The following is a 21,873-nucleotide window of genomic DNA, read 5'->3' as shown; positions in this document are numbered from 1 at the left end:
TGGCTGAACGAGGAGCGTGCACGTGTTCAACCGGACCAGTCTGCAGGCCGCTGCAGCCCTTGCGTCCATATCCCTGGTGTCCGGATGCAGCCTGTTTTCGGACAATGCCTCCGCCGGGGAGCAGAGAATCGTCGTCGGCACGACGAGTTCTCCCACCACGCTTGATCCGGCAGCCGCCTGGGACAATTCCTGGGAGCTGTTCCGAAATGTCTTCCAGACGCTGGTGAGTTTCCCCACCGGCAGCACCTCCCCGCAGTCCGATGCCGCGGACTGCCAGTTCACCGACACCGCCAGCCGGGTCTTCGAGTGCAAGCTCGAGGACGGCCTTACCTTCTCGAACGGGAACAAACTGGACGCCAAGGCGGTCCAGCACTCGATCGAGCGCATCCGGAAGATCGACGCCGAGGGCGGCCCGAACGGGATGCTCGGCTCGCTCGACACGATCGAGACCGTGGACGACCGTACGGTCGTCTTCAAGCTGAACAAGCCCGACGCGACCTTCCCCTTCGTCCTCGCCACCCCCGCCATGTCCCTCGTGGACCCGGCCGAGTACCCCGCCGACAAGCTCCGTGAGGACGGCGGGCTCACCGGCTCGGGCCCCTACGTCCTCGACTCGTACACCGAGGGCGACAAGGCCGAGATGACCAAGAACCCCTCCTACAAGGGGTTCGCGGACCGCAAGAACGACGGCGTGACCATCCGGTACTTCAAGGAGTCCGAGCCGATGGTCGCGGCGCTGCGGAAGAAGGAGATCGACGCCACCTACCGCGGCCTCACCGCCGAGGAGGTCGTCCAGCTCCAGGACGGCAGCGACGCCAACAAGGAACTCCAGCTCGTGGAGTCGACCGGCGCCGACATCCGCTACCTCGTCTTCAACGCCCAGGACCCCGCGGTCGCCAAGGAGCCCGTCCGCAAGGCCATCGCCCAGCTCGTCGACCGTGAGGAGCTCGTCGCCAAGGCCTACAAGGGCACCGCGGAGCCGCTGTACTCCATGGTCCCCAAGGGCATCGTCGGCCACACCACCGAGTTCTTCGACCGCTTCGGCGAGCCCAGTGTCCCCAAGGCGCGCGACATCCTGCGCGAGGCCGGGATCAAGAAGCCCGTCGAGCTGACCTTCTGGTTCACCACCGACCGGTACGGCTCCGGCACCGCGCTCGAGTTCGCCGAGCTCAAGCGGCAGCTGGACGCCTCCGGGCTCTTCGAGGTGACCCTGAAGAGCAGGCCGTGGAAGGAGTTCGCCGCCGGCTACCAGAAGGGGCAGTACCCGGTCTTCGGCCGAGGCTGGTTCCCCGACTTCCCGGACGCGGACAACTTCATCGCCCCGTTCGTCGGCAAGCAGAACGCGCTGGGGACGCCGTACCTGAGCCCCGAGATCACGGACGAGATCCTCCCGAAGTCGCGTCGCGAGAGCGACCGCGGGGCGGTCGTGGCCGAGTTCCGCAAGGCCCAGGAGATCATGGTGGAGGACGTCCGGCTGCTCCCGCTGTGGCAGGGCAAGCTCTACATCGCGGCGAGCGAGGACATCGGCGGCGCCGAGCGCGCGCTCGACCCGCAGACCGTCATGCAGATGTGGGAGCTCAACCGCCGAACCAGCTGGTAGGCGGCCCGAGCGGCGCACTTGTCAGTGGCCCCCGGTAGGTTCTTGGACGTACAAGAGATCGCCTACCGGAGGTTGTTGACGTGACCGACACCGACATGCTGCCCGAGTCCTGGCGCGGCGTCCTCGGCGAAGAGCTGCAGAAGCCGTACTTCAAGCAGCTGACCGAGTTCGTCGAGGAGGAGCGGGCCAAGGGGCCGGTCTACCCGCCGCGGGACGAGGTGTTCGCCGCCCTGGCGGCGACACCGTACGACAAGGTGAAGGTCCTGATCCTCGGCCAGGACCCGTACCACGGTGAGGGGCAGGGGCACGGCCTCTGCTTCTCGGTCCGTCCGGGCGTCAAGACGCCCCCCTCCCTCCGGAACATCTACAAGGAGATGCAGGAGGAGCTCGGCCACCCCGTGCCGGACAACGGCTATCTGATGCCGTGGGCCGCGCAGGGCGTGCTGCTGCTCAACGCGGTCCTCACCGTCCGGGCCGGCGAGGCGAACTCGCACAAGAGCCAGGGCTGGGAGAAGTTCACGGACGCGGTGATCGGTGCGGTGGCCTCCCGGCCGGACCCGGCGGTCTTCGTGCTCTGGGGGAACTACGCCCAGAAGAAGCTCCCGCTGATCGACGAGGAGCGTCATGTCGTCGTGAAGGGCGCGCACCCCTCGCCGCTGTCGGCGAAGAAGTTCTTCGGATCCCGGCCGTTCACGCAGATCGACGCGGCGATCGCGGCCCAGGGCCACGAGCCGATCGACTGGCGGATCCCGAACCTCGGCTGAGGACGGTGAGCCCGCCCGGCTGACAGGCTCGGGGTGCCACCCGAGCCTGTGCCGGATCGGGGGCCGCGACGGTTAGCGTCGGAGCCCCTGGACGGAGAGCGTGTGGAGGCCTCAGTGACCGAGCAGCAGCAGGTGTCGGACGACGGCGTCATGACCCGGATCGGGCAGGCGACGATGCTGCTCCACGGCGGGGACCGGGAGGAGGCCCGCAACCGGTTCGTCGAGCTGTGGGCGCAGATCGGCCCCGACGGCGACCCCCTGCACCGCTGCACGCTCGCGCACTACATGGCGGACGCGCAGGACGACCCGGACGCCGAGCTGGCCTGGGATCTGCGGGCCCTCCTCGCGGCCGAGGGGTTGAGCGAGGAGCGGCTGGCCGCGCACGAGGCAGCCGTGGCGCTCCGGGCCCTGTACCCCTCGCTCCATCTCAACCTGGCCGCCGACTATCTGAAGCTCCAGCAGCCCGACGCGGCGCGGGTCCATCTGGACCGGGCCCGCGCGGCCTCGGACACCCTGGACGACGACGGGTACGGCAACGGGGTCCGCGCCGCGATCGACCGCCTGGAGGTACGGCTCCGCGCGCGGTAGCGGCTTCGCGGCTCGTCCCGGTGCGCGATCAGTCCCCGTGCGCGATCAGCGGAGGACGCCCGACAGGAGGCTTTCCGGCCGACGGGTGCCGGGCCCCGAATGTGCCTGTTGAGGACGGGGTTCAAGATCGTATCGTCAGGCCATGACCCAGGAAACGCCCACCGGGATATCCTCCGCCGCGCCGTTCCGGCCGGTGCTGACCCGGCACGCCGACGCGGAGACCTGCGCCGACCCCAGCAGCGTGATGACGCTGCTCGCCGACCCGGCCGACACGGCCGACGGTTTCACCAGTTACCGGTCCACCTTCGCCAAGGGGGCCGTGGGAGCCCCCGCGCACTTCCACACCAGGGCGACGGAGCTGTTCTTCGTGATCAGCGGGTCTCTCCAGGTGCTGGTGGACGAGGAGGTCACCGTCCTGGAGGCAGGCGACTTCCTGGCTGTGCCGCCCCACACCCCGCATGCCTTCGCAGCCGCGCCCGGCTGTGAGGCGGACGTCCTGTTCGTGTTCACACCGGGCATGGGCAGGTTCGACTATCTGCGCCTGCTCGGGCGTGTCATGCGCGGCGAGGCGGATCCCAAGGAGATCGCCGAGTCCGCGGAGCGGTTCGACAACCACTACGTGGACAGCCCGGTCTGGCGGGCCGCGCTGGAGGCGTCGGCATGATCGACTCCACCGTTCATGTCCGGGTCGCGCGGCCCTCGCGCAGCCTCGCCGCCGCCGAACGCTTCTATGTGGACGGCCTCGGTCTGCCCGTCCTGTGGCGTACCACCGAGCGCGTCCCGGGCGAGCACGACCTGCTGATGGTCGGCCCGCCCGACGGGGCCTGGCACTTCGAGCTGACGCACGACCCCGAACGCCCGCTGGAACCCACGCCCACCGTGGACGACCTGTTCGTGCTCTACCTGGGCGAGACGGTGGACGAGGAGTTGGTCGACCGTTTGGTGGCGGCCGGCGGCACGCGTGTTACGGCCCACAACCCGTACTGGGACGAGCACGGAGTCACGATCGCCGACCCGGACGGCTACCGTCTGGTGCTGTGCTCGCGTACCTGGACCTGAGCAGTACCCGGCGAGACATGAGGCGCAGGCAGAGCTGAATTCGCCGTGCCGTGGTGCCTTGCCGTGCCGTGCCGTGGACAGTCCGGCGAAGGACCCGGGCCCGCCCTCACTCTCCCCATGCGCATGCCGACGACCCGGACCCGAGGGCGGGTCACATGATCCGCGGGGCAGGCGGCGGCCCCTCGACCATGCCGTACCCAACCGCTCGCACGATCGAAAGAACGCCATGGACCTCACCGACCGCCGCGTGGTCATCACCGGCGCGGGCCGCGACTTCGGTCGCGCGCTCGCCCACCACTTCGCCGGCCTCGGCGCCGAACTCCTTCTCGCCGCACGCAGCCTGGGAGCGGCGGAACGCACGAGCAGCGAGATTCGCGACCGTGGTCACGACCGCGTGCAGGCCTTCGCCTGTGACCTCGCCGACCCCGCCTCGATCCGTGAGTTCGCCGCGGCGGTCGGCCGCCGGACCGACCGCGTCGACGTTCTCGTGAACAACGGCGCCCGCTGGCTGGAAGGCCCCGACCTTCTTGCGGTCTCCGACGAGGACGTAGTCGACACCCTTGCCTCGGGCAGCACCGGGACCATCCTCGTGACGAAGAACCTCCTGCCGCTGCTACTCGCCTCCGACCACCCCGACGTGGTCACGATGGTTTCTCCGTCTGCGGTGTTCCCGGCGCCCAGCACCCCGTGGCGCACGAGGCCTACGTCGCGGCCAAGCACGGTCAGAGGGGATTCACCGAAGCGCTCTCGCGCCGTCTGCGCCCCCAGGGCGTCCGTGTGATCTCCTTGTTCCCACCGGACTTCGACAGCAGCCGGGACCCGCTGTCCCCGGAATGGGACACCACACCGCGCGGAGCTCAGGACCCGCTCGCGGCGCAGTCGGTGATCGACTGCATCACGTTCGCGATCCAGCAGCCGCGCGACTGCTACATCAGTGCCTTCCACTTCGAGTCCCTGCACCCCTCCGCCCCCGGCGGCACATCGTCGATCTGACCGGCCCTGCCCTGTCCACACCGTGCTGCCCCGACGGGCCGACGGGCCGACGGGCGGGCCCGCCGTGGCAGCCGAGAGCAGCCGGCGGCACCGGAAGCTCAGCGGGCGTAGGCGTCCTTGCAGATCGTCGCCTGCACGCTCTCGGGGTGCCAGCCTCCGTACTGCGCACCCAGCCGGCACACATCGGCCCGTGAGCGTGGCGGCTCCGGCAGTCCGGGCGGCCGTGGCGGTGCGGTCCGCTTCTGCTCCCTCGGTGCGCCCGACTGCCGCTGTGGGGTGCCCGTTCCGTTCCGTACGGTGGTTCCTCCCTGCTGCCTGGGCTTCCTCGGCGCCGCCCGGGGCGACGGCGGAGGGGGAGCGGGGAGCGCGGCCTCCAGGGCCTCGCGGGCCGGGCCTTCGACGATCTGCGGAGCCACGTCCACATGCGGGGAGGGGCTGCTCACCTCCAGGGGCGGCGGAGGCGCGGCGGGCGGCGGATCGACCGAGACGCAACCGGAGAGCGCGGCGATCGCCGCCCCGGCCAGGAACGTCGCTGTGGTTCTCGTTGCATGCACCCGCGCAACTCTGCTGGCCGGACGGTGATCTTCGCGCCCCTACCGGCGGGGAATGCCCCGCACGGGTGATGCCCCGGATCCGGGTGACCCCGCTTCGCCGGCCGGCCCGCGCACGGGGCTTCACGGGCCGAGCATGCCCCGCAGCAACTCCTCGAAGCCGGTCCGCAGTTCCGCCAGGCCGGGCACGGCGGAGTGGAAGGACCCGGCGGCGCAGGAGAACATCAGCCCCTCGCACCAGGCGATCAGGGACAGGGCGTGCCGCTCGGGGGCCGGGGAGCCGGCCCCCGCCATCATCGCGATCAGCGGCCCGTGGAACGCCGCCGACCCCGCCGCGTCGAAGAAGGCGCGCAGCTCGGGGCGGCGGGTGGCCTCCAGGGCCAGTTCGTAGCGCGAGACGAGCAGCGCCCGGTGGTCGGTCAGGTACCGGTGCAGGGCCAGAGCCAGCGCGTCCACCAGGGCTTCGAGCCCGCTGCCGGGCCCCGGCATCTCGTGCGGGGCGAGCACGAGCGACTCCAGCTCGACCTGCCGCCGTACCGCGGTCTCCAGGAGGGCCTGGCGGGTGCGGGCGTGGTTGGAGGTCGATCCCTGCGGCAGTCCGGCGCGCTCGTCCACGGCGCGATGGGTCAGCCCGCGCATCCCTCGCTCGACGAGCAGTTCGAGCGCCGCGTCACCGACGCGTGTGGTGCGGGAGGGGGCGGAGGCGGGGGTGCGCGCGGTCATGGGGACAACCTACTACCGGCCGGACTACAGCTGTAGTACGGTCGTATCCCGGGTCACTACACTTGTAGTATCGAGGAGGAGTCATGGATCAGCACCGTGCCGTCGTCGTCGGGGCGGGCATCGGCGGACTCACCGCCGCCGTCGCCCTCCACCAGGCAGGCTGGGACGTCACCGTCCTGGAGCGCGCCGCCGCCCTCACCCCCGTGGGAGCCGGGATCGGCCTCGCTCCCAACTCCCAGCGCGCCCTGGACGTCATCGGCCTCGGCGACCGCGTCCGCGAGCTCTCCGCCTGGCAGGGCGACGGCGGAATGCGCGCCCCCGACGGCCGCTGGCTCGCCCGCACGAGCGCCAAGGCCGCCGCCGACCGCTTCGGCGGCCCTCTCGTGCTGCTGCACCGCGCCACCCTCGTCGAGATCCTCACCTCCGCCCTGCCCGACGGCGTCGTACGGACCGGAGCCGCCGCGTCCCTCGTGGACCCGGGCGACGACGAACGGCCCGCCGTCGTCCGCACCCCGGACGGAGACATCGAGGCCGACCTGGTCATCGGCGCCGACGGCATCCGCTCCACGCTCCGCCGCGCCCTCTTCCCCGGCCACCCCGCCCCCGCCTACTCCGGCTTCACCACCTGGCGCGTGGTCGTCCCCGCCCCCGACCGGCCCTTCGCGCCGCACGAGACCTGGGGCAGCGGTCGCCTCTGGGGGACCCAGCCCCTCAAGGACGGCCGCATCTACGCGTACGCGATGGCCGCAGCCCCCGAAGGCGCCCACGGCCCCGACGACGAGCGGGCCGAACTCCTCCGCCTCTTCGGGGACTGGCACCACCCGGTCCCCGAGATCCTCGCCTCCGTCGAACCGGCTGACGTCCTGCGCAACGACGTCCACCACATGATCGATCCGCTGCCCGCCTTCCACCGTGGCCGTGTCGCCCTGCTCGGCGACGCCGCCCACGCCATGCAGCCCACCCTCGGCCAGGGCGGCAACCAGGCCATCGAGGACGCGATCGTCCTCGCCCACCACGCGGCCCGGGGGCTTCCGCCGAGCCACGCCCTCGCCTCGTACACCGCCGACCGGCTGCCGCGCACCACCGCGATCGTCCGCAAGGCCGCGCGCACCGGCCGGCTCACCCTGATGTCCGCCCCGCCCGCCGTCGCCCTGCGCAACGCGCTCATCGCCGCCGTGTCGCGGTTCGGCCCCGGACTCGTCCTGCGCGGCTTCGACGGCATCGCCGACTGGCGGCCCCCGCTCGCCGACGAGCGGTCCCGCGTAAGCTGACCAGCGCGAACGGCAGGTCGTACGCCGTCGAAGGGCATACCAACAAGCGCTAGGGAGACCCCGTGAAGGTCGGCTGCATCGGACTCGGCGACATCGCGCAGAAGGCTTATCTCCCCGTCCTCGCCGCCCTCCCCGGGGTCGAACTCCATCTCCAGACACGGACGAAGACCACCCTGGACCGGGTGGCCGAGATCCACCGCGTGCCCGCGCCCCAGCGCCACGGCGACCTCGACTCGCTGCTTGCCGCCGGGCTCGACGCCGCCTTCGTGCACGCGCCGACGGACGTGCACCCCGAGATCACCGCCCGGCTGCTCCAGGCCGGCGTCCCGACGTACGTCGACAAGCCGCTGGCGTACGAATACGCCGACTCCGAACGGCTCGTGGAGCTCGCCGAGGCGCGCGGCGTGAGCCTGGCCGTCGGCTTCAACCGCAGGCTCGCCCCCGGCTACGCGCAGTGCCTGGACCACCCGCGCGAGCTGATCCTCCTGCAGAAGAACCGCGTCGGCCTGCCCGAGGACCCGCGCACCCTCGTCCTCGACGACTTCATCCACGTCGTCGACACCCTGCGCTTCCTGCTGCCCGGGGACGTCGAGCACACCGACGTACGCGCCCGGATCCGCGACGGGCTCATGCACCACGTCGTGCTCCAGCTCTCCGGCGACGGCTTCACCGCCATCGGCATGATGAACCGGATGAACGGCTCCACCGAGGAGATCCTCGAGGTGTCGGGCCAGGACACCAAGCGTCAGGTTTTCAACCTCGCGGACATCGTGGACCACAAGGGGCAGCCGACGGTCCGCCGGCGCGGGGACTGGGTGCCGGTGGCCCGACAGCGCGGTATCGAGCAGGCCGTACTCGCCTTCCTCGACGCGGTACGGGACGGCAGGACGCTCAGCGCTCGTGACGCCCTCGCGACCCACGAGCTGTGCGAGCGCGTGGTGCGCGAAGCTCTGACGCAGGCCTCCTGAGGGTCCCCATGCCCTCGGCGGCACAGAGCGCGGCCAGGACGGACAGGGCGCCGTACAACACCCAGTCGCCGTACCGGACGTAGCCGGTCGTCGACCGTGCCAGCGGTACGTCGTAGACGGCGGCCGCGCTCCGGTCGGTGCCCAGGGGTGTGCCGACCCGGCCGCCGTCCGGGCCGTAGACGGTACTGACTCCGGTCAGCGTCGCGTGCACCATCGGCCGGCCTGTCTCCGCCGCGCGCAGCGCCGCCAGCGAGGCGTGCTGGGCGGGCGCCCAGCTGTCCTGGAACGTCGAGGTCGCCGACTGGGCGATGAGCACATCGGCGCCGTCGCGGGTCAGCCGGCGGCTCATGTCGGGGAACGCCGACTCGAAGCAGACCAGCGGACCGATCCGCAGCGCCGCCTCGCCGTCCTTGGGCGGCAGGGTCATCACCACGGGTTCCGTGCCGCGCCGCCGGTCCTCGTTAGCCGCCTTGCCGACGGACGTCACCCAGCCGAGCACCGGGCGGGCCGGGATGTACTCGCCGAACGGCACGAGCCGCATCTTGTCGTACCGGTCGCCGGTCGGCCCCTCCGCCCCTATCAGGACGCTGCTCTTGAAGATGCCCGGCCGGTCGGAACGGCGGGCGTCCACGTTGACGAGGATCGGCGCGTCCACGGCACGCGACAGGGCGGCCAGCCGGGCCGCGAGGTCGGGGCGCGCGGTCAGATCGGAGCCGACGCTGCTCTCGCCCCAGACGACCAGATCGAGATCCTGGCCGACGAGCTCCCGGGTGAGTCGCTCACCGCGGTCGAACCTCCGCTCGGCGCCGACCGCCCCGTCGTACACCCCTGGCTGCACGACGGCGATCCGTGCGCTGCCCTGCTCGCGCGGTGGTGCGACGCCCCACCAGACCACGCCCACGGTGAGAGCGCACACCACAAGGCCGACCAGGGCCGTCATCCGTACGGCAGCCGCCGACACCACAAGGAGAGCCACGGCGGTGTTGACCGCCACCACGAGCAGGGAGACCAGCCACACGCCGCCGACGGAGGCAAGGCGGAGCGCCGGTGCGACCTGCCACTGGCTGGCACCGAGGAGCCCCCAGGGGCCGCCCAAGCCCTCCCAGGAACGGGCGAGTTCGATGAGCAGCCAGCCGGAGGGCACGACGAGTATCGCGGCGGCGGCGCGCGGGCCGGAGGGCCCGTCGCCGAGCATCGCGCGCACGAGCCATCCCCACGGCAGCCACAACAGACCGATCAGGGCGGCGACGACGAGGATGAAGACGTGCATGCTCGGCATCAGCCACTGGTGCGCGGCGAGCGCGAACCCGACGCCGCCGAGCCAGCCCTCCAGGGCGGCCCGGCGTGCGGTGGGCGCGGTGCGGAGCAGCAGCAGCCAGGGGACGAGCGCGACATAGGCGAACCACCACAGCGCGGGCGCCGGGAACGCGAGCGCGGGCAGGGCGCCGGCCACGACCGCGAGGCAGGCCCGGGCGGCGCGATGCTGCGTCGCGGGCACCCGGGGCCTGCCTCGGCCGGTGCCGGTGCCGGTGCCGGTGCTGCGTGCGCCGGTGCTGCCCAGGCCCGCGCCGTCGCCGGTGTCGGGTCCCGTGCTCGTGCTGCCCGTGCCGTTGCCGGGCGCGGCCGCGGTGTCGCGACGGCCGAACGGATTCCGCATGCGGCGTCGCCTCCAGGTCTCGCCTCCAGTGTGCGCCGGACGACCGCCTCAGCCGTACGGGCGCCACGGCCGTTCGACCCCTACGGCCGTATGCGAGCCACGGCTGTACGAGGCGCGTACCACCTTCAGAGGCGGCGCCACTTCTCTTCGACGACCACGGAGCGCAGCCGCCAGCCGGCCTCCGTCCGGAGCAGCGTGAACGTGTAGCGGCCGCCGCAGACGAAGTCCTCGCCCGACTCGAAGCGCATCGGGTTCACGTAGTCGGCGCGGACGTCCGCGCCGTCGCCCGGGTAGCCGCCGAGGTCCTGGATCCGGACCCGGCGGTTCACGATGAGGTGCTGGCGCACCGGGAAGAGGCGCATCGTCTCCGCGAGCCAGTCGGCGACCTCGGCCGCGGGACCCTCGACACCACCGGAGCCGCGGTAGTCGGCCCGGCCGTCACGGGTGAACAGCGCCCGGTAGCCCGCCCAGTCGGAGTCGTCCACCGCCACCGCGTATCCGGTGACGAGGTCGTCGATGGCCATCCGGTCCATCACGGTCGCGAGATCCACGCGCTGTGTCATCGCCTCAGTGTCGGGCAGCGGAGGCGGGGCGCCAAGAGCCGTGCGGCGGGAGGCGTGGTCGGATACCGGTCATACTTCTCGGCATGCGTATCGACTTCGATCCCGACCGCAGTGACCGGAACAGTTTCTACCGGCTGCTCACCGCCACCGTCGTACCCCGGCCCATCGCCTGGATCTCCACGACCTCGGCCGACGGGACCGACAACCTCGCACCGCACTCCTTCTTCACGATCTCGTCGGTCGCGCCGCCCGTGGTCCAGTTCACCTCGGTGGGCCGCAAGGACTCGCTGCGGAACATCGAGGACACGGGTGCGTTCGTCGTGAACCTGTCGCCCGAGCCGCTCTTCGAGCAGATCAACGCGACGGCGACGGACTTCCCGCGCGGCGTGAGCGAGTTCGACGTGTGCGGGGTGGAGCGCGAGCCGAGCCTGCGGGTCAAGCCGCCGCGGGTGGCGTCGTCGCCGGTCGCGCTGGAGTGCGAGCTGCACAGCACGCTGCGGATCGGGGACTCGACCGTCGTCTTCGGACGTGTGGTGCACGCGGCGGTGGACGAGTCCGTCATGGTGGACGGCCATCCCGAGATCACGCTCATGCGTCCGCTGACCCGGCTCGGCCGGAACGAGTGGGGAACCCTGGGCGGCATCCGCGAGATCGCCCGGGTCCCGTACGACCCCGAGTCCTGACCATCCACGGGCGGCACGCGAGGGGCGCCGCCTAGGCGGCCTCCCAGCGGTGCGGGCGGCCGCCGCGCCACTCCACCAGGTGCGGATCGTCGAGGATCATGTCGGCGTCCTCGAGCCCCGCCCGGCGCAGGAACTCGACGAGGTCGGTGTCGTTGTGCGCGAGGCCGACGATCTGGCCGCGGACCGTGACGCGCCGCCCGCCGTCGGGGGACGGGCGGTGCACGACGATGGGTGGTTGCCAGGCCATGGTTCCAGGGTGCGACGCGCACGTGAAGATCGCCCGGCGGGGTCGGCCGGGATCAGCTCCCGGACTCGCCCGCGTGGGGGCTGAGGGTGTCCGTGCCGACCAGGATGAAGAGCAGGATGCCCAGCGCGATCCGGTAGATCACGAACGGCATGAAGCTCTTGGTCGTGATGAACTTCATGAACCAGGCGATGACGGCGTAGCCGACGGCGAACGCGATGATCGTCGCGAAGATCGTCGGACCCCACGACACATGGCCGCCCTCGGTGGCGTCCTTCAGTTCGAAGACGCCCGAGGCGAGCACGGCGGGGATGGCGAGCAGGAACGAGTAGCGGGCCGCCGCCTCACGGGTGTAGCCCATCAGCAGACCGCCGGAGATCGTCGCGCCCGAGCGGGAGACACCGGGGATCAGGGCCATCGCCTGGCAGAAGCCGAAGATCAGGCCGTCCCGCACGCCGAGGTCCTTGAGCGTCTTGCGTTCGCGGGCCGCGCGGTGCCGGCCGCCGGCCTCGTCGCGGGCGGCGAGCCGGTCCGCGACGCCGAGGACGATGCCCATCACGATGAGCGTCGTGGCGATCAGCCGCAGATCACGGAACGGGCCCTCGATGTGGTCCTTCAGCGTGACGCCGAGCACGCCGATCGGGATCGAGCCGACGATGACCAGCCAGCCCATCTGCGCGTCGTGGTCGCTCCGCATCGACTTGTCGCGGAGCGAGCGGAACCACGCCGAGACGATCCGGGCGATGTCCTTGCGGAAGTAGATCAGGACGGCGGTCTCCGTGCCGATCTGGGTGATCGCGGTGAAGGCCGCTCCCGGGTCCTCCCAGCCGGCGAAGGCGGCGGTGAGGCGAAGGTGCGCGCTGGAGGAGATGGGAAGGAACTCCGTCAGCCCCTGGACGAGTCCGAGGATGAATGATTCGAACCAACTCATGGGGCTAGGGCCGTCCCGAATGTGCTCGTGCGGTCAGAAGAGGCGGTCGGATCGGAGATCGACCGCCGGTCGTTGCGCAGCGTACCGTCCTTGGGTGACGGCCTTGATCTCAGGTCTCCACAGGGCCCTTCGTCGTCCAGCCGGCCGAACGCACATGGTGCGTCAGGCTGGCGGGGTCCGCCTCGCCGCCGCAGCAGGCGCAGACCACGCGGGGGCTGAGCACCTCGCCGCAGCTGTGCTCCAGGAGCACCGGACGGTCCTCGCTGTTCAGATGGCGGTCACCCCAGGCCATCAGCGTCAGCAGGACGGGTTGCAGCTCCTCCCCGGCGGCGGTGGCGCGGTACTCGAAGCGCGCCGGGCGCTCGCTGTACTGCACCTTCTCCAGGATTCCGGCCTCCACCAGCCGCTTCAGGCGCGCGGTGAGGATGTCGCGCGGGGCGCCGGTGTTCCGGGCGATGCGGTCGAAGCGGCGGACGCCGAGAGAGATCTCGCGCAGGACGAGCAGTGCGTACTTCTCGCCGACGAGCGCGAGGGTGTCGGCGATCGAACAGGGGCGGGGGGCGGCCTTCATGCGCCCAGCCTAAGGGAGTCCCGACGGGATGGTTTGAAAATCAAACTGACTGGGCTATGTTACTCGCAGGTGTTGGTCCAGTTTTCCAACTCATCAGGTGATCGAGGAGCCGTCATCATGCGCGACGCCGTCATCGTCGAAGCAGTCCGCACGCCCATAGGCAGGGGGAAGGCCAACGGCGCCCTCTCCGAGGTCCACCCCGTCGCCCTGCTCTCCCACACCCTCAAGGCGCTGATCGAGCGCAGCGGCATCGACCCCGCGCTCGTCGACGACGTCATCGGCGGGACGGTGGACCAGGTCGGCGAGCAGGCCATGAACACCACTCGGTACGCCTGGCTCGGTGCCGGCTTCCCCGAGTCCGTCCCCGCCACCACCGTCGACCGGCAGTGCGGCTCCTCCCAGCAGGCGGTGCACTTCGCGGCGCAGGGCGTGCTCTCGGGGGCGTACGACATCGCCGTCGCCTGCGGGGTCGAGTCGATGAGCCGGGTCCCGATGTGGTCGAACGTCCCACCCGGCGCGGACCCCTTCGGCCCGGGTGTCGCCGAGCGGTACCCGGAGGGCCTGGTGCCGCAGGGCATCAGCGCGGAGCTGATCGCCGCGAAATGGTCGATCGGGCGCGAGGCGATGGACGAGTTCGCCGCCGCCTCGCACGCCAAGGCCGCGCGGAGCTGGGAGGCCGGACTGTTCGACGCGGAGGTGGTTCCGTACGGAGAGGTCCGACGGGACGAGTCGGTGCGGCCCACGACGACCACCGAGATCCTCGCCGGGCTGAGGCCCGCGTTCCAGGACCCCGGCTTCGCCGAGCGTTTTCCGCAGATCGACTGGTCGGTGACGGCCGGCAACAGCAGCCCGACCAACGACGGGGCCTCCGCCGTGCTCGTCATGGCCGCCGAGACCGCCGCGCGCCTCGGCCTGCGCCCGCTGGCCCGGCTGCACAGCTTCGCGGTGACCGGTTCCGACCCGCTGCTCATGCTCACCGGCGTCATCCCCGCCACGGAGAAGGTGCTGCGCCGGGCCGGGCTCGGCCTGGACGACATCGATCTCTTCGAGATCAACGAGGCGTTCGCCAGTGTCGTGCTCGCCTGGCAGCAGGAGACCGGGGCGGACCCGGCCAAGGTCAACGTCCACGGCGGCGCCATCGCGCTCGGCCATCCGCTCGGCGCGAGCGGCACCCGCCTGACGACCACCCTGGTGCACGCCCTGCGCGCGCGGGGTGCGCGGTACGGCCTCCAGGCGATGTGCGAGGCGGGCGGCCTGGCGAACGCGATGATCGTCGAGGCGCTCTGACGGGAGCGGGCCCGGATGCGCCTGTCGGGGCCGGACCGCGGGGGTACGGCGCGGCGCGCTCGGCCCGGGCCGGAGGGTGTCGCGCGCGGTCCGGCCTCGGCGGGTGCACCGCCCCGCCCCGGGCCGGGGCAGGCCACGCCGGGCCCGGCGCAGCTGCGTCAGCGGCGCCGGGCCCTGCGCGGCTGCGGTCAGCGGCCCTTCGGGGCTCCCGCCTGTTCCAGCGTCCGCTCCGGCGCGACCTCGGCGGTCGACGCCGCGGCCCTCCCCGCCGCCCGCGCCCGCAGGCCGTGGCGCTTGCGCCACGCCACCGCCGCCGCGACCAGGCCGGACACGACGATGAAGCCCATCGAGATCAGGAACGCGGGCGAGGTCGGCGACCCGGCCTGGCTGCCCGCCACCACGTACGCCGCCGTGTTCGGGATCGACCCGAGCCCGGTGGCCAGCAGGAACGGCGCGTACCCCATGCGGGAGACCGCCGCGCAGTAGTTGGCCGCGGCGAACGGCACCCCGGGGAAGAGCCGGATCGCCAGCATCGAGCGGAATCCGTGCCGGCTCAACTGCCCGTCCGCGGCCGTCAGCCAGCGGCCCCGCAGCAGCGGCCGCAGCGCGTCCTGACCCAGCAGCCGCCCGAGCGTGAACGAGATGCCGGCCCCGAGGACCGTCCCGGCCAGCGCCGCCGCGAGCCCCGCCTGCGTACCGAACAGCGCGCCCGCCGCCAGGTTCAGGATCGGCCGCGGTACGAAGGCGGCGGTGCACACCCCGTACGCCAGACCGAACAGCACCACCGCGCCCGCGCCGCTCGTCTGCGGCGGCCAGCCGGCCGCGAGCAGCCGCTGTGGCTCGTACAGCACCACGGTCGTCGCCGCGGCGAGGAGCAGCGCGGCGAGCAGGGACAGCCGCGACCAGGGCGAAAGCAGAGCCCGGGAGCAGCGCAGAGCGAGAGAGCCCGGCGGCCGGGTGACGGGGTCGAGCATCCGGGGAGAGTAACCGAAGCACCGATGTGATCGCCGTAATGTCCGTCATCCGCCGTACTGTGAGCCGTATGACGTCCGCGCCGCCCGCCGTCCCCGCCAGCGCCCTCGCCGACACCGTGCTCGCGCGTCTCACCGAGGTCTACCCCGCCGCCGGTGACCCCTTCCGGGCCCAGGAGATGGTCGCGTACATGAAGGGCGTCGCGCCCTTCCTCGGCATCCGGACCCCCGAGCGGCGAACCCTGTCCCGTACCGTCCTCGAGGGCACGCCACGCCCCGACGAGGCCGACTGCGCGGCCGTCGCGCTGCGCTGCTTCGCCCTCCCGGAGCGCGAGTACCACTACTTCGGCGTCGACTATCTGCGCCGTCACGTCGGGCGCTGCTCGTCCGGCTTCCTGCCCGTCGCCCGACACCTCGTCACCACCGAATCCTGGTGGGACACCGTCGACCACCTCGCCGCCCACGTCGTCGGCGGGCTCGTCGCCGCCGATCCGGGGCTCGCCGCGCGGATGGACGAGTGGATCGAGGACGACGACCTGTGGGTCGCGCGCACCGCGCTGCTGCACCAACTCCGGTTCAAGGGCGCCACCGACACCGAGCGGCTGTTCGCCTACTGCCTGCGCCGGGCCGGGGACACCGACTTCTTCCTCCGCAAGGCGATCGGCTGGGCCCTGCGCGAGTACGCCAAGACCGGCCCCGACGAGGTGCGCGCGTTCGTCGACCGCAACCGGGAACGGCTCGCTCCGCTCTCCGTGCGCGAGGCGCTCAAGCACCTCTGAACTCCCCCTCGGCAGAAAATCGTTCGACGGCGACCGCCCGTCCCGGGATGATCGTGGACATGTTCCGGTACGCCTTCCTCGCAGCACGGCCCGCAGTCGCGGCCGCGCCGAAGGCTGCCGTCGCCGATCTCACGTTCCTCGCCGCAGCGGCGCTCGCAGCCGACGCGCTCGCGGCCGTCGCATTCGACGGCGCCCGAAGCTGACCCTCCCCGGATCGTCCGGCGGACCCCGCAGGGGGAGGGTCGGTCCGGCCCCGGGGTCCCCTCACACGCTTCGAGCTCAAGGAACGAGCGAACCATGTCCAAGACGGCATACGTGCGCACCAAGCCGCACCTGAACATCGGCACGGTCGGGCACGTCGACCACGGCAAGACCACCCTCACCGCCGCGATCACCAAGGTCCTCAGCGAGCGCGGGACCGGCACCTTCGTGCCCTTCGACCGCATCGACCGCGCGCCCGAGGAGGCCCAGCGCGGCATCACCATCAACATCGCGCACGTCGAGTACGAGACCGACACCCGCCACTACGCCCATGTCGACATGCCGGGCCACGCCGACTACATCAAGAACATGGTCACGGGCGCCGCGCAGCTCGACGGGGCGATCCTCGTCGTCTCCGCGCTCGACGGGATCATGCCGCAGACGGCCGAGCACGTGCTCCTCGCCCGCCAGGTCGGCGTCGACCACATCGTCGTCGCGCTCAACAAGGCCGACGCCGGGGACGACGAGCTGACCGACCTGGTCGAGCTGGAGGTACGGGAGCTGCTGACCGCGCACGGCTACGGCGGCGACACCGTCCCCGTCGTCCGGGTGTCCGGGCTCAAGGCCCTGGAGGGGGACCCGCGTTGGACCGCCTCGATCGAGGCGCTCCTCGACGCCGTGGACACGTACGTACCGATGCCGGTGCGCTATGTGGACGCGCCGTTCCTGATGTCCGTCGAGAACGTGCTCACCATCACGGGCCGCGGCACCGTCGTCACGGGTGCGATCGAGCGCGGGACGGTGCGGGTCGGTGACCGCGTGGAGGTGCTCGGCGCGGAGACCGAGACGGTCGTCACCGGCGTCGAGACCTTCGGCAAGCCCATGGAGTCCGCCGAGGCCGGTGACAACGTGGCCCTGCTGCTGCGCGGGGTCGCGCGCGACACGGTCCGCCGCGGACACGTGGTGGCGGCGCCCGGCAGCGTGGTCCCACGCCGGCGGTTCATCGCGCAGGTCTACGTCCTGTCGGCGAAGGAAGGTGGTCGCACCACCCCCGTCTCGACCGGCTACCGGCCGCAGTTCTACATCCGGACCGCGGACGTCGTCGGCGACGTCGACCTCGGCGAGCGGGCCGTCGCGCGCCCGGGCGACACGGTCACCATGACCGTCGAGCTCGGCCGTGACGTACCGCTGGAGCCCGGCCTCGGCTTCGCGATCCGCGAGGGCGGTCGCACGGTCGGCGCGGGCACGGTCACGACGGTGGACTGAGCGCACGCGCACGCGCACGGGCGGGGGCCCGCATTCCGTACCCACGGAGTGCGGGCCCATCGCCGTGCGCGCCCGGGGAGCTCTCGCCCCGGGCCGCCGGGCCGCCGGCGGCCCGGGGCGGAGGCGGCCGGGGCGCAGGCTGACGGGCCCCTGTGGGCACAATGAGAGCGTGAACGAGCAGATACCCGTCATCCGGGACGTCGACCAGGGCACCGCCCGGCTCATGCCCGATGTCGACCGGGAGCGGGCCTGGCTGCTCACGGTCGACGGCGCACCGCAGTCGTACATCGACCTGGACGATCCGACGTACCTCGAATTCGAGTACGCGCGCCGGCTCGCCCATGTCCTCGACAGTGCCACCGACGAGGGCGAACCACTCTCCGTCCTCCACCTCGGCGGCGGGGCGCTCACCCTGCCCCGGTACGTCGCATCCACCCGCCCCGGCTCCCGCCAGGACGTGGTGGAGGCCGACCGGGGCCTGCTCGACCTGGTCACCGAGCACCTTCCGCTGCCGGACGGCTCGGGCGTCACCGTGCACGGCGCCGACGCCCGGACCTGGCTGGAGGGCGCGCCCGCCGCGTCGGTGGACGTGCTCGTCGCGGACGTCTTCGGGGGCTCGCGGGTCCCCGCGCATCTGACTTCCGTGGAGTACGCCCGCGAGGCCCGTCGGGTGCTGCGGCCGGGCGGGATCTACGCGGCCAACCTGGCCGACGGAGCCCCTTTCGGCTTCCTCCGCTCCCAACTGGCCACCTTCGCGGCCGTCTTCCCCGAGCTGGCCCTGATCGCCGAGCCCGCGGTGCTGCGCGGCCGCCGCTTCGGCAACGCCGTCCTCGTCGCCTCCGGCCGGGAGATCGACACGGCCCGCCTGGCCCGGCGCGCGGCGGCGGACGCGTTCCCCGCGCGCGTGGAGTACGGCGAGACCCTCACGCGCTTCACCGGCGACGCCCGGCCGGTGAGCGACCCGGACGCGGTGCCGTCTCCCGTACCGCCGGACGGCGCGTTCAGCGTGGGGTGACGGTGACGGTCAGCGGACCATGTCCGCGTCGCCCTTCGCCGTGGGCGCGGGCTCCATGAGCGCGGGCCCCTTGAGCGCGGGCCCCTTGAGCGCGGGCCCCTTGAGCGCGGGCCCCTTGAGCGCGGGCTCGATGAGCGCGGGCTCCGTGGGAAGGGGAGTGGGAGCGAGGACGGTGGGGCCGGAAGCGATCTCCTTCGTGCGGCGCGTCAGGTTCCGGACGTCCGGGACGAGCAGCACCAGGGCCGTCACGACCACGATCAGGACCGCCGAACCCCACAGCGCCTGACTGCGGCCGAAGAGGCTCTCCGCGGGTCCCGCGAGCGCCGTGGACAGGGGGAGCATGGCCGTCGATCCGAACCAGTCGTACGCGGCGACCCGGGACAGCTTCTCCTCCGGGATCTCCTGGTGCAGCGTCGTCATCCACGCCACACCGAACACCTCGATGGCGACTCCGCTGACGAACATCGCCGCCGAGAGCCCGACGACATCGAGCGGCACCGCGAGCGCCGCCGAGGGCAGGGCGATCGGGAACACGCCCAGCGTGCCCACCAGCAGCATCCGGCGCGGCTTCCAGCGCATCATCAGCAGCGCGCCGCTGAGCGTGCCGACGCCGAACGCGGCGAGCGCGAGCCCCCATGGCCTGGCTCCGCCCAGCTCGTCCCGGGCGACCAGCGGCCCGTACACCGACTCGGCCGCGCCGACGAGGGCCACGACGACGGAGAACTGGGCCACGATCGACCACAGCCAGGGCCGCCCGATGAACTCCTGCCAGCCCTCACGCAGATCGGCGAGCAGTCCGCCGCCCGCCTCGCGCTCGCGAATGTGGCTGACGTCGAGGAAGGCGCGCAGCGCACCGGCGACGGCGAAGGCGGCCGCGTCGATGGCGAGGACCCAGCCGGGGCCGACGGCGGCGATCATCGCGCCACCGAGCGCGGCCCCGCCGATGCCCGCGCCGTGCATAGCCATCCGGAAGAGGGCGAAGGCGCGGCTGACCTGGTCGCCGCTGACGCTGGACATCAGCATGCCCTCGGCCGCCGGGCTGAAGAAGGCCTGGCCCGTTCCGCACAGCGCGGTCAGCACCATCATCTGCCACAGCTGCGGGTCCCCGGCGAGGACGAGTACGGCGAAGGCGCCCTGCGAGAGGCAGTTCAGCGCGTTGGCGGCCACCATCACGCGGTGCCGGGGTATCCGGTCGGCGACGGCGCCGCCGATGAGGAGGAAGAGGACGAGCGGCAGGGTCCGGGCCGCCGCCACGAGACCCACGTCACCGCCGTCGCCGCCGGTCTGGATCACCGCGAACGCCGCCGCGATCAGGGCGCCGTGGGTGCCCAGGTTGGTGACGATCGCGGCGACGGTCAGCAGGACGTAGTTGCGGCCGGCCCATTCGGGGCGGCGGGAGCGCGGGGTGCGGGGGGAGGCGGCGGCAGTACTCACTCCGGGACTATCCCCGGCGCCGCCGCCTCCTGCCAAACGGATGACCCGTCAGCTCGTCGCCGCCCGGTCGCGCGTCCCCGCTCGTCAGGAAGCGGCCGGAGCCAGTCGCACCGTCGCGAGGATCTTCTGGATCGTGGCGTCCGCAAGCTCGTCCTTGACACCGTCCGCCCCGTAGAGAACGAAGGACGAGAAGTCGCCCTTGGCGTTCTTGAAGGAGAAGGCGATGGACTTGCCGTCCGACTCGCATTTGTTCCGCTTCTTGATCCCCGGGGCGGTCGCCGTCGAGACGTGGCCGGCGAGTCCGGACGTGGTGGTGTACGGCACCGCCTTGGTGATCTTGATGGTCCCCTTGGGCATGTGCTGGGCGTAACCGGCCCACACCCAGTTGCCGGCCTCGTTGAACGCCGCCTCGGCGGTGTCCTTGGCGCCCTGGCCGCCCTTGGTGCCGGCGCTGCTCAGGCCCCAGTGCTCCTCGGAGCCGTCCTTGTTCGTGTCGAACGTGCACCACTTGCTCTTGTAGCGCACCGGCGCGGACATGGTGACGACCGGAGAGCCGTCGCCCTTCTTCTCGTCCTCGAAGAACGTGACGGAGCCGGGCTTCAGGAGCTCCCAGTCGGCCGGTACGTCGAAGAGCGTGCCGTACTTCGGGTTGTGGACGACCTTCCAGCCCGGGATCGTCGGCTGCAGCGCGGCGTCGTCGCGCGGGTTGTCGAGCGAGGGGGAGGTGGAGGGCTCGCCGGAGCCGGATCCGCCGGAGGCGGGTGCGGAGGCGGTGGCCTTCGGGTCGTCGCCCGCCTGGGTGTTCTTGTCGTCGTCGCCGAGGACCAGGAATCCGGTGACACCTGCGGCGACGACCACGGCGGTCGCGGCGACGATGGCGATCAGGGTCGTCTGCTTCTTCTTGCCGTCGCCCGGCCCGCCCTGCGGCGCTCCCGGCACCGCGTACTGCGGCACGGTCGGCTGCTGGTACGGGTTGGGCTGCTGGAAGCCGGGCTGCGCGGGCTGCTGGGGGTAACCCGGCTGCGTGGGCGGCTGTTGCGGGTACCCGGGCTGCTGCTGCGGGTAGCCGGGCTGTTGGTAGGGGTTCGGCTGCTGGTACCCCGACTGCTGGTAGGGGTTCTGATTCTGGTCCTGCGGGTTCTGCTCGCCCCCGGGCGGCTGCTGTCCTGGCCACATGGCCAGTAACCATAGAGGTGCGGCCGGAACCGTGCTACGCCCGCCCCCGTACGGGCGGGCGGGGGACAGGGATGGCCATCGGTGCTACTCGCGGGTAACATCGGCGCATGAGCGCAGACCAGATGTCCGTCGGCGAGATGCTCGCCGCGACGGTTCCCATGGCCAGGACCCTCAACCTCGAGTTCCTGGAGACCACTTCCGAGCGTGCCGTCGTCCGCCTGCCGGACCAGGCCGACTACCACAACCACGTCGGCGGTCCGCACGCCGGAGCCATGTTCACCCTGGCCGAGTCGGCCAGCGGCGCGATCGTCCTGGCCGCCTTCGGCGACCAGCTGAACCGCGCGGTCCCGCTCGCGGTCACCGCCGAGATCGGCTACAAGAAGCTGGCCATGGGCGTCGTCACGGCCACGGCCACCCTCGGCCGCCCGGCCGCCGACGTCGTCGCCGAACTCGACGCGGGCGAGCGCCCCGAGTTCCCGGTCCACATCGCGATCACCCGCGAGGACGGCGCGGTGACGGGCGAGATGACGGTCGTCTGGACCCTGCGCCCGAACGGCCAGGGGAAGTAGCCCACGGCT

General features: G+C 72.0%; 24 protein-coding genes and 1 pseudogene. 15 read left to right on the top strand and 10 right to left on the bottom strand.

Features of this window, described 5'->3' with window-relative positions:
• The first annotated feature begins 22 nt into the window (after positions 1-22).
• The 6 genes and pseudogenes from ACFY8U_RS31895 (at position 23) to ACFY8U_RS31870 (ending at position 5,004) form a co-directional block, all read left to right on the top strand.
• Positions 23-1,600 (top strand): ABC transporter substrate-binding protein, encoded by a 1,578-nt coding sequence (locus tag ACFY8U_RS31895; protein ID WP_361597414.1) that lies wholly within the window; start codon positions 23-25, stop codon positions 1,598-1,600.
• Between the two features lie 95 nt (positions 1,601-1,695).
• Positions 1,696-2,364 (top strand): uracil-DNA glycosylase, encoded by a 669-nt coding sequence (gene ung / locus ACFY8U_RS31890; RefSeq protein WP_361438092.1) that lies wholly within the window; start codon positions 1,696-1,698, stop codon positions 2,362-2,364.
• 114 nt (positions 2,365-2,478) lie between these two features.
• Positions 2,479-2,952: a hypothetical protein gene (locus ACFY8U_RS31885; protein ID WP_361597417.1), complete on the top strand. Its 474-nt coding sequence runs from the start codon at positions 2,479-2,481 to the stop codon at positions 2,950-2,952.
• Between the two features lie 142 nt (positions 2,953-3,094).
• A complete protein-coding gene (locus ACFY8U_RS31880; protein ID WP_389575684.1) occupies positions 3,095-3,616 on the top strand; it encodes a cupin domain-containing protein in 522 nt (173 codons plus the stop codon).
• Positions 3,613-4,011 carry a VOC family protein gene (locus ACFY8U_RS31875; RefSeq protein WP_389575683.1) on the top strand — a complete coding sequence of 133 codons (399 nt, stop codon included), beginning with the start codon at positions 3,613-3,615 and terminating at the stop codon, positions 4,009-4,011. Before ACFY8U_RS31880 ends, ACFY8U_RS31875 begins: the two co-directional genes overlap by 4 nt.
• A gap of 226 nt (positions 4,012-4,237) precedes the next feature.
• Positions 4,238-5,004 (top strand): annotated as a pseudogene (locus ACFY8U_RS31870) (SDR family oxidoreductase).
• A gap of 98 nt (positions 5,005-5,102) precedes the next feature.
• Here the strand turns inward: ACFY8U_RS31870 and ACFY8U_RS31865 are convergent.
• Both ACFY8U_RS31865 and ACFY8U_RS31860 read right to left on the bottom strand, forming a co-directional pair.
• Positions 5,103-5,558 (bottom strand): hypothetical protein, encoded by a 456-nt coding sequence (locus ACFY8U_RS31865; RefSeq protein ID WP_389575682.1) that lies wholly within the window; start codon positions 5,556-5,558, stop codon positions 5,103-5,105.
• Positions 5,559-5,678: 120 nt separating this feature from the next.
• Entirely contained in the window at positions 5,679-6,278 is a 600-nt protein-coding gene (locus ACFY8U_RS31860) for a TetR/AcrR family transcriptional regulator (RefSeq protein ID WP_389575681.1), read from the bottom strand.
• An 83-nt stretch (positions 6,279-6,361) separates the two neighbouring features.
• On the opposite strand from ACFY8U_RS31860, the gene ACFY8U_RS31855 reads away from it, so the two are divergent.
• Both ACFY8U_RS31855 and ACFY8U_RS31850 read left to right on the top strand, forming a co-directional pair.
• Positions 6,362-7,549, top strand: a complete 1,188-nt coding sequence (locus tag ACFY8U_RS31855; RefSeq protein ID WP_389575680.1) for an FAD-dependent monooxygenase — start codon at positions 6,362-6,364, stop codon at positions 7,547-7,549.
• A 62-nt stretch (positions 7,550-7,611) separates the two neighbouring features.
• Positions 7,612-8,517, top strand: coding sequence for a Gfo/Idh/MocA family protein (locus tag ACFY8U_RS31850; protein ID WP_389575679.1), 906 nt, complete (start codon positions 7,612-7,614; stop codon positions 8,515-8,517).
• Here the strand turns inward: ACFY8U_RS31850 and lnt are convergent.
• Entirely contained in the window at positions 8,441-10,174 is a 1,734-nt protein-coding gene (gene lnt / locus ACFY8U_RS31845) for an apolipoprotein N-acyltransferase (protein ID WP_389575678.1), read from the bottom strand. The genes ACFY8U_RS31850 and lnt overlap by 77 nt on opposite strands.
• A gap of 125 nt (positions 10,175-10,299) precedes the next feature.
• Positions 10,300-10,737 carry a nuclear transport factor 2 family protein gene (locus tag ACFY8U_RS31840; protein ID WP_389575677.1) on the bottom strand — a complete coding sequence of 146 codons (438 nt, stop codon included), beginning with the start codon at positions 10,735-10,737 and terminating at the stop codon, positions 10,300-10,302.
• 83 nt (positions 10,738-10,820) lie between these two features.
• Here ACFY8U_RS31840 and ACFY8U_RS31835 point away from each other — a divergent pair, with 83 nt between their 5' ends.
• On the top strand, positions 10,821-11,420 hold the full coding sequence (locus tag ACFY8U_RS31835) for a flavin reductase family protein (protein ID WP_361597447.1): 600 nt from the start codon (positions 10,821-10,823) through the stop codon (positions 11,418-11,420).
• 31 nt (positions 11,421-11,451) lie between these two features.
• Here the strand turns inward: ACFY8U_RS31835 and ACFY8U_RS31830 are convergent, their stop codons facing one another.
• The 3 genes from ACFY8U_RS31830 to ACFY8U_RS31820 all read right to left on the bottom strand — a co-directional run bounded on the left by ACFY8U_RS31830 (position 11,452) and on the right by ACFY8U_RS31820 (position 13,166).
• Positions 11,452-11,667: a hypothetical protein gene (locus ACFY8U_RS31830; protein WP_260227218.1), complete on the bottom strand. Its 216-nt coding sequence runs from the start codon at positions 11,665-11,667 to the stop codon at positions 11,452-11,454.
• A 52-nt stretch (positions 11,668-11,719) separates the two neighbouring features.
• A complete protein-coding gene (locus tag ACFY8U_RS31825; protein WP_361597450.1) occupies positions 11,720-12,595 on the bottom strand; it encodes an undecaprenyl-diphosphate phosphatase in 876 nt (291 codons plus the stop codon).
• Between the two features lie 109 nt (positions 12,596-12,704).
• Positions 12,705-13,166: a helix-turn-helix domain-containing protein gene (locus ACFY8U_RS31820; protein WP_361437564.1), complete on the bottom strand. Its 462-nt coding sequence runs from the start codon at positions 13,164-13,166 to the stop codon at positions 12,705-12,707.
• 117 nt (positions 13,167-13,283) lie between these two features.
• Here ACFY8U_RS31820 and ACFY8U_RS31815 point away from each other — a divergent pair, with 117 nt between their 5' ends.
• Complete coding sequence (locus ACFY8U_RS31815) at positions 13,284-14,453, top strand: thiolase family protein (protein ID WP_389575676.1); 1,170 nt, start codon at positions 13,284-13,286, stop codon at positions 14,451-14,453.
• A gap of 188 nt (positions 14,454-14,641) precedes the next feature.
• Here the strand turns inward: ACFY8U_RS31815 and ACFY8U_RS31810 are convergent, their stop codons facing one another.
• Complete coding sequence (locus ACFY8U_RS31810) at positions 14,642-15,427, bottom strand: TVP38/TMEM64 family protein (protein ID WP_389575675.1); 786 nt, start codon at positions 15,425-15,427, stop codon at positions 14,642-14,644.
• A 68-nt stretch (positions 15,428-15,495) separates the two neighbouring features.
• Here ACFY8U_RS31810 and ACFY8U_RS31805 point away from each other — a divergent pair, with 68 nt between their 5' ends.
• The 4 genes from ACFY8U_RS31805 to ACFY8U_RS31790 all read left to right on the top strand — a co-directional run bounded on the left by ACFY8U_RS31805 (position 15,496) and on the right by ACFY8U_RS31790 (position 18,685).
• Positions 15,496-16,203 carry a DNA alkylation repair protein gene (locus ACFY8U_RS31805; RefSeq protein ID WP_389575674.1) on the top strand — a complete coding sequence of 236 codons (708 nt, stop codon included), beginning with the start codon at positions 15,496-15,498 and terminating at the stop codon, positions 16,201-16,203.
• A gap of 59 nt (positions 16,204-16,262) precedes the next feature.
• Positions 16,263-16,406: a hypothetical protein gene (locus tag ACFY8U_RS31800; protein WP_361437573.1), complete on the top strand. Its 144-nt coding sequence runs from the start codon at positions 16,263-16,265 to the stop codon at positions 16,404-16,406.
• Between the two features lie 94 nt (positions 16,407-16,500).
• Complete coding sequence (gene tuf / locus ACFY8U_RS31795) at positions 16,501-17,670, top strand: elongation factor Tu (protein ID WP_389575673.1); 1,170 nt, start codon at positions 16,501-16,503, stop codon at positions 17,668-17,670.
• Between the two features lie 169 nt (positions 17,671-17,839).
• Entirely contained in the window at positions 17,840-18,685 is an 846-nt protein-coding gene (locus ACFY8U_RS31790; protein ID WP_361597468.1) for a fused MFS/spermidine synthase, read from the top strand.
• Between the two features lie 9 nt (positions 18,686-18,694).
• Here the strand turns inward: ACFY8U_RS31790 and ACFY8U_RS31785 are convergent, their stop codons facing one another.
• Both ACFY8U_RS31785 and ACFY8U_RS31780 read right to left on the bottom strand, forming a co-directional pair.
• Positions 18,695-20,119, bottom strand: coding sequence for an MFS transporter (locus tag ACFY8U_RS31785; RefSeq protein WP_389575672.1), 1,425 nt, complete (start codon positions 20,117-20,119; stop codon positions 18,695-18,697).
• Between the two features lie 84 nt (positions 20,120-20,203).
• Positions 20,204-21,295: a hypothetical protein gene (locus tag ACFY8U_RS31780; RefSeq protein WP_389575671.1), complete on the bottom strand. Its 1,092-nt coding sequence runs from the start codon at positions 21,293-21,295 to the stop codon at positions 20,204-20,206.
• Between the two features lie 107 nt (positions 21,296-21,402).
• Here ACFY8U_RS31780 and ACFY8U_RS31775 point away from each other — a divergent pair, with 107 nt between their 5' ends.
• The gene (locus tag ACFY8U_RS31775) at positions 21,403-21,864 is read left to right on the top strand and encodes a DUF4442 domain-containing protein (protein WP_384511108.1); all 462 of its coding nucleotides are present in this window, start codon (positions 21,403-21,405) and stop codon (positions 21,862-21,864) included.
• The last annotated feature ends 9 nt before the right edge of the window (positions 21,865-21,873 follow it).

The organism is Streptomyces sp. NPDC012508 (genome assembly GCF_042902595.1).
Lineage (GTDB): Bacteria > Actinomycetota > Actinomycetes > Streptomycetales > Streptomycetaceae > Streptomyces.
Note: the sequence above shows the minus strand (reverse complement) of the source record. Positions and strands in the feature narration are given on the sequence as shown.